This window comes from Streptomyces sp. NPDC093089, from assembly GCF_044754405.1.
GTDB lineage: Bacteria > Actinomycetota > Actinomycetes > Streptomycetales > Streptomycetaceae > Streptomyces.
The window spans coordinates 17,055-28,411 of record NZ_JBIVPA010000024.1; the positions used below are offsets into that span (position 1 = coordinate 17,055).

Sequence of the window (11,357 nt, forward strand, 5' to 3'; positions counted from 1 at the left end):
CCCGGCGGCGCCCCCCCTGCTCTGCTCCCCCCCCCCCCGGGGCGCCCCCCGGGGGGGGGCCCCCCCGCGGGGCGGGGCGGGGGGGGGGGGGGGGGGGGGGGGCGGCCCCCCCGCGGGGGAGGGGCCTTCGTCCGCGTAGGGCGGCGTACGGCGTACGTCCGCGCGAGAGGGCCGGCGGGTGGGGCTGGAGCGGGGTGCGTCCGTGCGAAGGGGTCTCGGGGCGCCTGTGGGGGCGCTCGCCTGTGCGGGAAGGGTCCGGAGGGAGGCGGGGGAGGGGTGTTCGTCCGCGCCGGGGGGCCCTGCGGGGCTTACGGCAGGGTCGTGAGGGTGATCGAGCCGTCGGCCGCGGCGTCGACGCGGAGGTGGGTGAGGTCGGGGACGTGCAGGTCGGGGGCGAAGGCGGCGGCGCGCGGGCCCACGCCCACGATCCGCATGCCGGCGGCGCGGCCCGCCTGGATGCCGGCCTCGGAGTCCTCGAAGACCACGCAGTCGGCGGGGTCGAAGCCGAGGTCCGCCGCGCCCTTGAGGAAGCCCTCGGGGTCCGGCTTGCTGGCCCCGACGCTCTCGGCGGTGACCCGGGTCGTCGGCATGCGGAGCGCGGCCGCGCCCATCCGCGCCTCGGCGAGGGCCGTGTCGGCCGAGGTCACCAGGGCGTGCGGGAGGTCGGCGATCGCGGCCAGGAAGGCGGGGGCGCCGAGCACGGGGACGACGCCGTCGAGGTCGGCGGTCTCCTCGGCCAGCATGACCCGGTTGTCGGCGTGGTTCTCCGCCATCGGGCGGTCGGGGAGGAGGACGGCCATGGTCGCGTACCCCTGGCGGCCGTGGACCACCTTCAGCACCTCGTCCCCGTCGAGGCCCTGCCGGTCGGCCCAGCGTCGCCAGCAGCGCTCGACGACGGCGTCCGAGTCGACGAGGGTGCCGTCCATGTCGAGGAGGAGGGCGCGGGCGGTGAGCGTTGCCGGGGTGACGGCGGGCATCGGGTCTCCAGAGGGGTGGTGCGGAGAACGAAGCGGTCCCGCCCACCGGTCAGGGAGTGCGGGCGGGGCCACTTTGTTCTTTCACGATACAAAACCGGGGGCCGACTTGGCCAACCCGTCCGCCCATCGGGATCGCGCGCGCCTCAGATGTCGGGCGTGGCCGCCTCCAGATGGCTGCGCGTGAAGGCCCCGTACACGCCCTCGGGGTCCGTCTGCGGGTACAGCCAGCGCTGGTACGTGGCCACCGCCTCCTCGACCTCCCTGCCGTACTTCCCGTTGATGCGGCCGCGGTAGATCCACAGCGCCTGCAGCCGCAGCTGGAGCTCGCGCACCTCCGGCCCGCTGGCGCCGAAGCTCAGCGTGACCCCCGCCTCCTCCGTCTCCTGGGGCGGCTGCGCGGACGCGGTGGCCGTCGTCGGCGCTGTCGTGGGGGCCGTCGAGGTGGCCGTCGGCGCGACCGCTTCCGACGTCGACGGGCTGGGGCTCGTGGTCGTGCGGGTCGCGGACGGGGTCGGGGAGGGCGACGCCGACGTCCTGTCCGGGGTGGGGGAGGACGGCTCCGGACTCGTCGAGGAGGGGGACGGCGCCTCCGACACCGCGACGTTCAGGGACGCGCTCGTCGTCACCTCGGGCACCGCCGCCCGGTCGTCGCCCTCGTCCCCGCCGCCCAGGACGGCCGCCGCGAGCGCCGCCGTCCCCGCCACGGCGACGGCCGCCACCGCCGCGACCACCACACCGCGCCGCCGCCCCCGCGCCCGTTCCCCGCCGTGCGTCGGCGGCACCTCGCCGACCCCGCGCAGCAGCAGCGGCATCGTCTCGGACGGATCGCCCCCGGCGCCGGGGTGCGCGCCGGGCACCGGGTACGCGCCGGTCGGGTACGCGCCGGGGTGGGGCTCCGCCAGGTACGTGCCGGAGTCGTGCGCGTCGAGGTCGTACGTATCGGGGGTGTACGTGTCGGGGGCGTACGCGCCGGCGTGGGGCTGCGCCGGGAACGCGCCGGGGGTGTGCCCGTCGGGGGTGTACGGGGCGGGCCGGGGTCCCGCCGCGAACGCGTCGGCCTGGCGGGACCCGGAGGCCGCCTCGGAGGACGCTCCCACGCCCGCCGGGCCGTCCACCTGGATCGCCGCCAGCTGGGCGGTCGGCGGATCGTCCGTCGTGTACGCGGGGAGGAACGCCGTCGCGTCGGCGTCCGGGCTCGCGGGCCCGGCATCGTACGGCGCCTTCGGGGCGTCGGGCATGGGTCCGGCACCGTACGGGGCCTTCGGGTCGCCGGACGCGGGCCCGGCACCGTACGGCGCCGCCACGGCCGGGCCGGCCGCGGGACGCGGGCCCCCGGGGCCGTCGGACGCGTCGAGCGTCACGTACGGCCTGATCCGCAGCGGATCGAAGTCCTCGGCCGCGGCTATCTCCGCCTGGACGCAGGCGCAGCCAGGTCTGTGTACACCGCATTCAGGACAGACGTGTCCGGTCATGATGGGTCCCCTCCCCGATACAACTGCGAGCGATTATGCAGCCCACCCCCCTCCGGTGGGTGAACAGGCATGCCCTTCCGCAGCCATAACCGGACATTCGGGCCAGGGTGGAGGGGTCGCTCAGGGCGGAGGGGGTGCTCAGGGGGAGTCCAGCGGGTGGGACGGGCTCGCCCGGGAAGGCGGTTGCCGGGGGCGGGGCAGTGCCGGCGCCGGGGGCGCGGGCCGGGGCGAGGCCGGAGTCCGGGGCGCGGGCCGGGCGCCCCTCCCGCAGGGCCGCTCAGAGTTCCTTGCCGTACCAGATCTCCATGTACGGACCCGTGCAGTACGCCGGGATCTCCGCGTAGCCGTGCCGCGTGTACAGCGCGCGTGCCTCGACGAGGTCGAGGCGCGTGTTGAGGACCATGCGGCGTGCCCCGAGCGCGCGGGCCGCGTCTTCGAGCCCGTCCATCAGGATGCCCGCGCCGCCGGTGCCGCGGAACGCGTGGCGCAGGAACACCCGGGTCAGCTCGGCGCGGTCCTCGTCGAGGAGGAGCACCCCGCCGCACGCGGCCGGCTTGCCTTCGTACCGCCCCACCAGGAACTGCCCGGTCGGCGGGGTCAGTTGCTCGGCTCCGTCGTCCGTGAGCCACGCGTCGGTCTCGGCCTCGGTGACGGGCCGCTTCCAGTAGCGGCCCGCCACGTCGCCGAAGTAGTCGCGCCGCAGGGCGGTCGCGTCCGGGGTGCCGACGTGCTCGGGGGAGAAGTTCCAGGTCATGCGGGCCATTCTGCGTTCCGCGCGACCGGTCCCGCCGCCGGATTTCCTCGGCCTGCCCTGCTTCCTCGGCTCGCCCCGTTCGCTCGGCCTACTTCGGCGATGCCTGCTGGACGACGTCGAAGGACCACAGCGTCGAGCCCGAGGCCGCCGGCTTCGGGCGCTCGCCCCCCTCGCCGCCGCCCTGGTGCGCCGCCTGCATGGAACCGCTCATCCACGCCTGGAAGTCCTCCTCGCTGCGCCACCGGGTGTACACCAGGTACTGGTCCGTTCCCTCGACCGGTCGCAGCAGCTCGAACCACTCGAACCCGTCGGACCCCTCCACGGCCCCGGCCCGAGCGGCGAACCGCTGTTCGAGCACCTCGCGCTGCTCGGCGGGAACGGTCAGGACGTTGATCTTCACGATGCTCATAGGGGGCAGGATATGACGACCCGTGGACCGGCCGACTTCCCGGCACACGCGATCGGGGCACTGGCCGCGCGGTGGATCCCGCGGCTCGGGGACGACGACTTCGTGGTGTCGCCGGTGGGCCTGTGGCTGGCGCTGGGGGCGGTGGCGTCGGGGGCGCGGGGTGCGACGGCGAAGGAGTTCGGGCAGCTGCTGGGCGTCGAGGGAGAGGCGGCCGCCGAGGCCGTGACCCTCGTCGGGCGGCGGCTCGCGGCGTCGGGCGGGGTGGCGGTGGCGACCGGGGTGTGGAGCACGGTGCCGGTGCTCCCGTCGTTCGAGCGGGGGCTGCCCGGGGTGCGGTTCGGGGTGTTGCCGGGGGCGGTGCGGGGCGCGCTGCCCGAGGGGGTGCTCGGGGCGGCGGACGGCGTGTCGCCGGAGGAGGTCCCCGACGCGCAGGGGGAGCTGGACGCGTGGGTGCGGGAGGCGACCGGGGGGCGGATCGAGCGGCTGCCGCTCGATCTGGACGGGTCCGAGGACCTGGTGCTGCTCAACGCGCTGGCGCTCAAGGCCTCCTGGCTGACGGCGTTCGACGGGCGGCTGACCCGCGAGGAGCCGTTCACCGACGGGTACGGCGACACCTGGCGGGTGCCGACCATGCGGAAGCGGATTCCGGCGGCGTGGGCCTGGACCGTGGGCCGGGTGACGGTGGTGGAACTGCCGTGCGCGGGGGAGGGGGGCGCGGGGCCCGTCGTGCGGTTCGTGCTGGGGGCGGACGGGGACGGGCTCGGTGAGGCGCTGCCGGCGGCCTGGGCGGGGCCGGGGGAGCGGAGGGCGTTCGCGGCCGAGTCGGTCGACCTGGCGCTGCCGCGCTTCACGCTGCGGACGAAGACCGACGCCAAGGGGCAGCTGGCCGCGCTCGGCCTCGACCGGGCGATGCGCCCCGAGGCCGATTTCTCGGGGCTGTCGGCGGCGGACCTCTTCGTCGACAAGGTGGTGCAGGAGGCGGTGGTCGAGGTCGCGGAGGAGGGGGTCGAGGCGGCGGCCGTCACGCAGGTGACGATGACCCGCGGTGCGGCGCCGCCCCGGCACGGGGTGGTGGAGCGGATCGCGTTCGACCGGCCGTTCGGGGTGGTGGTGCTCGACGGCGAGGGCGGGGCGCCGCTCTTCGCCGGGTGGCGGTCCAGTGCCCCGTTCGACGGTTCCGCTCGGCGGGCGTAGGCCCTGTCCGGAAAGTCCCGCCCGGCTCTGCTTTCCGGACAGGACCTGGTCCGGAACCAGAGGATTCGTCTCGGCCGGAACCAAGGGAATCCGTCCCGGCCGGACCAGGAGATCCGTCCCGGCCGGAACCAGGGGGCCCGTCCCGGCCCGACGCGGTCCTATTCGGTGACGCGGGCGAGGAGCAGGCCGTCGTAGCCCTTCGTGCCGACCGTCTGGAAGGCGGTCGCGTCGAGGCGGGGTTCGCGGGCGACCAGGTCGAACATGGCGCGGGTGCCGGTGATGGCCGGGTCGTCGGGGTGCGGGGTGGCGACCTTGCCGTCGCGCACCACGTTGTCGACGATGATCACCGTGCCAGGGCGGGAGAGCTTGAGGGCCCAGGCCACGTAGTGCGGGTTGTTGACCTTGTCGGCGTCGATGAAGACGAGGTCGAAGGGGCCGGCGCCCTCCGCCTCCAGCCGCGGCAGCGAGTCGAGGGCTGCGCCCGTGCGGACCTCGACGATCTTGTCGAGGCCCGCACGGGCGATGTTGGCGCGGGCGACGTCGGCGTGGGCGGGGTCGTACTCGAGGGTGATCAGCCGGCCGTCGGCGGGCAGGGCGCGGGCCAGCCAGATGGTGCTGTAGCCGCCGAGGGTGCCGATCTCCAGGATGCTGCGGGCGCCTTGCATCTGGGCCAGCAGGTGGAGGAGCTTGCCCTGGTTGGGGGCGACGGCGATCTCGGGCAGGCCGGCGGCGGTGGACGCGGCGAGCGCGGCGGTGAGGGCCTCGTCGTCGTGGCTGATCGTGTCGGCGAAGTAGTGGTCGACTGCGGTCCACTGAGGGTTCGTCATGCGGCCGAACGTACACCGGTGGCGAGCCGCGCCCGGCGCCTTCTCGCCCGTACGGCGAGGAGCGTCGTGAGGGTGGCGAGCAGCAGTCCGCCGCCCGCGGCGAGGAGCCAGGCGGGGACGCCGCCGACCGTGAGGAGCCGGTCGGTGTAGGCGACTTCGCGGTACGGGGTGTCGGCGACGGCCCGCAGGTGGTGGTCGTCGTCGATGCGCTCGGGATGCGGGAACCGCTGCTCCAGGGCGGTCAGCCGGACCGGGGTGCCGCCGGTGAACAGGGCGAGGGCGTGGCTCTCGTCGCCGGCGATCCGGCCCGCGAAGGTCACTTCGGGGCGGTCGCCGCCGATGGCGGAGCGGGGCTCCATCCGGTGGTCGGCGAGGACGTAGAGGCCGAGCGCCTGCGGTGTCGCCGCCAGGCGGGAGAGCCGCATGGGGTAGACGAGTTCGGAGGAGGCGAAACTGATCTGCAGCGGGGTCAGCCTGCCGTGGAGGGCGGCGCCCTTCTCGTCGGGGGCGAGGCGGACGGCGACGTACTCCCACTTCCTCTCGACGTACGGCCGGAGGGCGCCGGGGAGTCGTTCGGGGAGTTCGAAGCCGTTGGCGCGCAGCCAGTCGCCGAGCGCCTCGGGGTCGGTGGCGGTCAGCCGGGCCACGTCGAAGGGGCCGAGCCGGGCGCGGCCGACGACGCCGACGCCGGGGCCGGGAGCGGCCGGGGCGGCGCCGGCGGCCCCGTCGCCCCACGGGTCGTCGAACGGCCAGTCGCCCTCGCGCGGCCAGAAGTAGTGCCGGTCGCGTTCCTCGGGCGCGGTGAGGGATTCGAGCGCGTCGAAGAGGGCCGGCTCGCCGAGGGTGACCTCGGCTCGGCTCGGCACCGGCATGATCCAGGCGGCCTTCCTGGCGTTCCCGTGGACGTTGAACCGCATGGCGACGGTCTCGGTGCGGCCGTCCCAGCGGACGGCCGACTCCTCGCGGTCGACGCCGATGCGCTCGGACTTGTCCGGGATCATCGCGCCGCAGCCGCAGGCGTACGCCGGTGCGACGAGCGAGCCGATCTGGAGCGCGAGCAGTGCGACGAGTGTGGTCAGGATCCTGGTGGCCGGATTGCTTCCGTGTGTCCCCCGCATGTGGGGTCGGACGCGCCCGGTGGTGATCCGGTTCCGGGGAGGGAGGGGAGGGGGAGGGAGGGAGGGAAGGGGAGGGGAGGCGGGGCCGGTCGGGGTGCCGGCCCGGAGCTCCCTCGGGTCGGCACCCCGGTCGACCCGGAGCTCCCTCGGGCCGGCCGGGGTGCGGACTCCGACCTCCCCCGGGTCAGGCGGGGGTCCTGACCCGGAGTTCCTTCACGCCGTTCAGCCAGGCGGCGCGGAGCCGTCGCGGTTCGCCGGCGAGGGTGAGGTCGGGCAGGGCGTCGGCGAGGGCGTTGAAGATCAGCTCGATCTCCTTGATCGCGAGGGACTTGCCGAGGCAGAAGTGGGGTCCGCCGCCGCCGAAGCCGAGGTGGGGGTTGGGGTCGCGGGTGATGTCGAAGCGTTCGGGGTCGGTGAAGACCTCGGGGTCGTTGTTGGCGGAGGAGTAGAAGAGTCCGACCCGGTCGCCCTTGGCGATCTTCTGTCCGCCGATCTCGGTGTCCTGGGTCGCGGTCCGCTGGAAGGAGACGACGGGGGTCGCCCAGCGGACGATCTCCTCGGCGGCGGTCGCGGGGCGCTCGCGCTTGAAGAGCTCCCACTGGTCGGGGTGGGTGAGGAAGGCGTGCATGCCGTGGCTGATGGCGTTGCGGGTGGTCTCGTTGCCGGCGACGGCGAGGAGGAGCACGAAGAAGCCGAACTCGTCGGAGGAGAGGTTGCCCTGTCCCTCGGCGGCGACGAGCTGGCTGACGATGTCGGCGGCGGGGCACTCCTTGCGGGCCGCGGCCATGTTCATCGAGTAGCCGATGAGTTCCATGGCGGCCTCGGTGCCGACCTCCTCGGTGATGGCGTACTCGGGGTCGTCGTACGCGACCATCTTGTTCGACCAGTCGAAGATCCGGGAGCGGTCCTCCTGGGGGACGCCGATGAGTTCGGCGATGGCCTGGAGGGGCAGTTCGACGGCGACGCGGGTGACGAAGTCGAAGGTGCCGTCGGCGTCCGCGCCGCGCTTCGCCTCGGCGACGATGGCGCGGGCGCGGTCGCGCAGCGCGGTCTCCAGGTTCCGTATCGCGCGGGGGGTGAAGCCGCGCTGGACGATCTGGCGGACCCGGGTGTGCTCGGGCGGGTCCATGTTGAGCATGATCAGTTTCTGGGCCTCGATCTGGTCCCGGCTGATGTGCTCGTTGAAGCGGATGACCGCCGTGTTCTCGTTCGAGGAGAACAACTCGGGGTGGGTGGAGACGTACTTGACGTCCGCGTGGCGCGTGACGGCCCAGTACCCGCCGTCCTCGAAGCCGGTGACGCCGGCCGGCTGGGGGCACCACCAGACGGGTGCGGTCTGCCGCAGCCGGGCGAACTCGGGCAAGGGGACGCGGTCTTGGAGGAGATCGGGATCGGTGGCGTCGAACCCGTCGGGGAGCCCTTCGGGGAGATGGGGGCAGGGCATCGGCAACACTCTCCATATCTGATGGACCATCAGAAGTTGCCGGGAAAGTTAGTAACGAGTTCTACAAGTAGCAAGGGGCGGAGCGGGAACTGTTGCGTCCCGGACCCTTGCGTACCGGCGGTAGCGGTCATAAGACTGCACTCAGAACTAGAACGCGTACTAGTTCCCCCGTGACGCCGACCGACCGGGGTGCCGGGACACCCCGTCCGGTCGAGGAGAGGACGAGCTCATGGCCGCGGAACCCGTCATCGTCGAAGCCGTACGCACCCCCATCGGCAAGCGCGGAGGCGCGCTCGCCAACCTCCACCCCGCCTACCTCCTGGGCGAGACCTACCGCGAACTCCTCGGCCGCACCGGCATCCACGCCGACTGCGTCGAGCAGATCGTCGGCGGTACGGTCACCCACGCCGGCGAGCAGTCCATGAACCCCGCGCGCACCGCCTGGCTCACCATGGGCCTGCCGTACGAGACGGCCGCCACCACCGTCGACTGCCAGTGCGGCTCCTCGCAGCAGGCCAGCCACATGGTCGCCAACATGGTCGCGGCCGGCGTCATCGACATCGGGATCAGCTGCGGCGTCGAGGCCATGTCCCGCGTCCCGCTCGGCTCGGGATCCAAGCACGGCCCCGGCAAGCCCTTCCCCGACGAGTGGAACGTCGACCTGCCCAACCAGTTCGAGGCCGCCGAGCGCATCGCCCGCCGCCGCGGCCTCACCCGCGAACGCGTCGACTCGCTCGGCCTGCTCTCCCAGGAGCGCGCCGCCGTCGCCTGGTCCGAGGAGCGCTTCAAGCGCGAGACCTTCGCCGTCCAGGTCCCCACCACCGAGGCCGAACAGGCCGCCGGGCAGGGCATGTGGCGGCTCGTCGACCGCGACGAGGGCCTCCGCGACACCACCATGGAGGGACTCGGCCGGCTCAAGCCCGTCATGCCCGCCGCGATCCACACGGCGGGCAACTCCTCCCAGATCTCCGACGGCGCCTCCGCCATCATGTGGGCCTCCAAGCGCATGGCCCGCGCCCTCAAACTCCGCCCCCGCGCCCGGATCGTCGCCCAGGCCCTCGTCGGCGCCGACCCGCACTACCACCTCGACGGTCCGGTCGACGCGACCCGCGCGGTCCTCGGCAAGGCCGGGATGAGCCTCAAGGACATCGACCTCGTCGAGATCAACGAGGCCTTCGCCTCGGTGGTGCTGAGCTGGGCGCAGGTCTTCGACCAGGACCTGGAGAAGGTCAACGTCAACGGCGGCGCCATCGCCCTCGGGCACCCCGTCGGCGCCACCGGCGCCCGGCTCATCGCCACCGCCCTGCACGAACTGGAGCGCTCCGACAAGGAGTTCGCCCTCATCACGATGTGCGCGGGCGGGGCGCTCGCCACCGGCACGATCATCCAGCGCCTCTGACCCGTCCGCTCGGTGAGCGGGCCGCCGGTCCGCGGTCCCGGCCGTGCCGCGTCCGCCCCGCGAGCGGCCGTCACCCCGTGGCCTCCACCGCCTGCTCGACGAGTGCGGCGAGGTAGGCGGCGGCCCGGGGTGACGCCGGGGCGAGCGCGGCGGCCTGGCCGGCCCAGAGGTTCACGTACTCGGGCCGGCCCTGCTCGGCGGCGGCCCGGCGGATCGGCCGCATCAGCGCGTTCTGCACGGGGTACGGCGGTACGTGCTCCTCGTGGGCGGCCATGTCCCGGACGAAGTCGTTCGGGATGCCCCGTGCCGTACGCCCCGAGAACAGCCGGGTCAGCACGGTCGTACGGGCCTCCGGGGTGCCGAGGGCGCGCCGGTGGACGTCGCTCGCCCCCGACTCGCGCGCGGCCAGGAAGCCGGTGCCGATCTGGACGGCGTCCGCGCCGAGCGCGAGTGCGGCGGCGATCCCGCGCCCGTCGGCGATCCCGCCCGCCGCCACCACCGGGACGGACACCGCGTCCGCCACCTGCGGGACGAGGGAGAAGGTGCCGACCAGGGACTCCCGCACCGGCCGCAGGAACGCGCCCCGGTGGCCGCCCGCGTCGCTGCCGGAGGCGACGACCGCGTCCACCCCGGCCCGCTCCAGGGCCACCGCCTCGTCGACCGTCGTCGCCGTGCCGACCACGGCGATCCCGCGCCGCCGGGCCTCCGCGACCAACCGGCGCGGCGGCGGGCCCATGACCAGGCTGATCACGGGCGGGGCCGCCGCGAGCAGCGCGTCGAGCTGCTCGTCGAAGTCCGGCCACGCCCGTACGTCCGCCGCGCCGGGCGCTCGTACGCCCAGCTCCTCGTAGTACGGCCGCAGGCGCTCGACGTGCTCGGCGAGCGCGGCCGCCGGGAGTCCGCGCTCCTCGCCCTCCAGCGGTACCCACAGGTTCACGGCGAAGGGGCGGTCGGTGGCCGCGCGGAGCCGGGCCACCAGCGCGGTGATCTCCTCGGGGGTGTGGATGTGCGCCCCGTACGAGCCGAGGCCGCCGCCCTCGGAGACGGTCGCCGCGAGCTCGACGGAGGACAGGCCGCCGCCGAAGGGTCCCTGCACGATCGGGAGCGCGACGCCGACGAGCTCGCCGAACCGGCCGGGGGGAAGGGTGGGGAGCGCGGACACGGTCAACCTCCGGGGTCGCGGCGGGAGCCGTCGGCCCGCCGATGCCGGAATGCTAGACGACCGGTCTACTAAAAATCCACAGCGGAGAACACAGCGGAAAGCACGGCGGAGAACGCCGCAGGCCCCGCCCCTCCGAGCGGAGGGCGGGGCCTTGCGGATGCGCTGTGCGGCGGCGGGTTCTCTTAGTACCAGCCGTTGGCCTGCCAGAACGCCCAGGCGGCGTTCGGGGAGCCGTAGCGCTCGTTCATGTAGTTCAGGCCCCACTTGATCTGGGTGGCCGGGTTGGTCTTCCAGTCGGAACCGGCCGAGGACATCTTCGAGGCCGGCAGGGCCTGGACCAGGCCGTAGGCGCCGCTGGACGAGTTGGTCGCGGTGTGGTTCCAGTGCGACTCGTGCTCGACGATCTTGCTGAAGGACGCGTACTGCGAGGCGGGGACGATCTCACGAGCGAGCTCCTGCGGGCTGGCGGCCGAAGCCGAGCCCGTCGTGCCGAGCACCGCACCCGACGCACCCAGCAGCACAGCTGCGGAGGCGGCGAAGGTCTTCTTGCGGGCAACGACACGAGTGGCGAGCGAGCGGATCAACGTATCTACCTAACGTC

Annotated in this window: 11 protein-coding genes; 2 read left to right on the forward strand and 9 right to left on the reverse strand. The window is 74.1% G+C overall.

Annotated features, from left to right (window positions below):
- Positions 1 to 308: 308 nt before the first annotated feature.
- The 4 genes from ACIQFX_RS37525 to ACIQFX_RS37540 form a co-directional block, all read right to left on the reverse strand.
- The gene (locus ACIQFX_RS37525) at positions 309 to 977 is read right to left on the reverse strand and encodes an HAD-IA family hydrolase (RefSeq protein ID WP_402472698.1); all 669 of its coding nucleotides are present in this window, start codon (positions 975 to 977) and stop codon (positions 309 to 311) included.
- A gap of 143 nt (positions 978 to 1,120) precedes the next feature.
- Positions 1,121 to 2,449: a peptidoglycan-binding protein gene (locus tag ACIQFX_RS37530; protein ID WP_402472701.1), complete on the reverse strand. Its 1,329-nt coding sequence runs from the start codon at positions 2,447 to 2,449 to the stop codon at positions 1,121 to 1,123.
- Positions 2,450 to 2,726: 277 nt separating this feature from the next.
- Positions 2,727 to 3,212: a GNAT family N-acetyltransferase gene (locus ACIQFX_RS37535; protein ID WP_402472703.1), complete on the reverse strand. Its 486-nt coding sequence runs from the start codon at positions 3,210 to 3,212 to the stop codon at positions 2,727 to 2,729.
- Positions 3,213 to 3,291: 79 nt separating this feature from the next.
- Complete coding sequence (locus ACIQFX_RS37540) at positions 3,292 to 3,612, reverse strand: antibiotic biosynthesis monooxygenase family protein (RefSeq protein WP_402472704.1); 321 nt, start codon at positions 3,610 to 3,612, stop codon at positions 3,292 to 3,294.
- Between the two features lie 12 nt (positions 3,613 to 3,624).
- Between ACIQFX_RS37540 and ACIQFX_RS37545 the strand changes: the two genes are divergently transcribed.
- Positions 3,625 to 4,806 (forward strand): serpin family protein, encoded by a 1,182-nt coding sequence (locus ACIQFX_RS37545; protein WP_402472707.1) that lies wholly within the window; start codon positions 3,625 to 3,627, stop codon positions 4,804 to 4,806.
- 158 nt (positions 4,807 to 4,964) lie between these two features.
- Here the strand turns inward: ACIQFX_RS37545 and ACIQFX_RS37550 are convergent, their stop codons facing one another.
- The 3 genes from ACIQFX_RS37550 to ACIQFX_RS37560 form a co-directional block, all read right to left on the reverse strand.
- Positions 4,965 to 5,633 (reverse strand): O-methyltransferase, encoded by a 669-nt coding sequence (locus tag ACIQFX_RS37550; protein WP_402472710.1) that lies wholly within the window; start codon positions 5,631 to 5,633, stop codon positions 4,965 to 4,967.
- Entirely contained in the window at positions 5,630 to 6,751 is a 1,122-nt protein-coding gene (locus tag ACIQFX_RS37555) for a DUF2330 domain-containing protein (RefSeq protein ID WP_402472713.1), read from the reverse strand. Before ACIQFX_RS37555 ends, ACIQFX_RS37550 begins: the two co-directional genes overlap by 4 nt.
- A 184-nt stretch (positions 6,752 to 6,935) precedes the next feature.
- Positions 6,936 to 8,195 carry a cytochrome P450 gene (locus ACIQFX_RS37560; RefSeq protein ID WP_402472715.1) on the reverse strand — a complete coding sequence of 420 codons (1,260 nt, stop codon included), beginning with the start codon at positions 8,193 to 8,195 and terminating at the stop codon, positions 6,936 to 6,938.
- A 229-nt stretch (positions 8,196 to 8,424) separates the two neighbouring features.
- Between ACIQFX_RS37560 and ACIQFX_RS37565 the strand changes: the two genes are divergently transcribed.
- Positions 8,425 to 9,594, forward strand: coding sequence for a steroid 3-ketoacyl-CoA thiolase (locus ACIQFX_RS37565; protein ID WP_367825487.1), 1,170 nt, complete (start codon positions 8,425 to 8,427; stop codon positions 9,592 to 9,594).
- A gap of 70 nt (positions 9,595 to 9,664) precedes the next feature.
- On the opposite strand, the gene ACIQFX_RS37570 is transcribed toward ACIQFX_RS37565, so the two are convergent.
- Together ACIQFX_RS37570 and ACIQFX_RS37575 are read right to left on the reverse strand one after the other, a co-directional pair.
- Positions 9,665 to 10,756: an NAD(P)H-dependent flavin oxidoreductase gene (locus tag ACIQFX_RS37570; RefSeq protein ID WP_402472717.1), complete on the reverse strand. Its 1,092-nt coding sequence runs from the start codon at positions 10,754 to 10,756 to the stop codon at positions 9,665 to 9,667.
- Between the two features lie 182 nt (positions 10,757 to 10,938).
- Positions 10,939 to 11,340: a transglycosylase SLT domain-containing protein gene (locus tag ACIQFX_RS37575; protein ID WP_402472718.1), complete on the reverse strand. Its 402-nt coding sequence runs from the start codon at positions 11,338 to 11,340 to the stop codon at positions 10,939 to 10,941.
- Positions 11,341 to 11,357: the final 17 nt, after the last annotated feature.

Excerpts from the sequence above, each read along its gene's own strand:
- ACIQFX_RS37550 (WP_402472710.1), bottom strand. The coding sequence starts at position 5,633 with ATGACGAACCCTCAGTGGACCGCAGTCGACCACTACTTCGCCGACACG.
- ACIQFX_RS37535 (WP_402472703.1), bottom strand. The coding sequence starts at position 3,212 with ATGGCCCGCATGACCTGGAACTTCTCCCCCGAGCACGTCGGCACCCCG.
- ACIQFX_RS37530 (WP_402472701.1), bottom strand. The coding sequence starts at position 2,449 with ATGACCGGACACGTCTGTCCTGAATGCGGTGTACACAGACCTGGCTGC.
- ACIQFX_RS37525 (WP_402472698.1), bottom strand. The coding sequence starts at position 977 with ATGCCCGCCGTCACCCCGGCAACGCTCACCGCCCGCGCCCTCCTCCTC.
- ACIQFX_RS37540 (WP_402472704.1), bottom strand. The coding sequence starts at position 3,612 with ATGAGCATCGTGAAGATCAACGTCCTGACCGTTCCCGCCGAGCAGCGC.
- ACIQFX_RS37560 (WP_402472715.1), bottom strand. The coding sequence starts at position 8,195 with ATGCCCTGCCCCCATCTCCCCGAAGGGCTCCCCGACGGGTTCGACGCC.
- ACIQFX_RS37555 (WP_402472713.1), bottom strand. The coding sequence starts at position 6,751 with ATGCGGGGGACACACGGAAGCAATCCGGCCACCAGGATCCTGACCACA.
- ACIQFX_RS37545 (WP_402472707.1), top strand. The coding sequence starts at position 3,625 with ATGACGACCCGTGGACCGGCCGACTTCCCGGCACACGCGATCGGGGCA.
- ACIQFX_RS37565 (WP_367825487.1), top strand. The coding sequence starts at position 8,425 with ATGGCCGCGGAACCCGTCATCGTCGAAGCCGTACGCACCCCCATCGGC.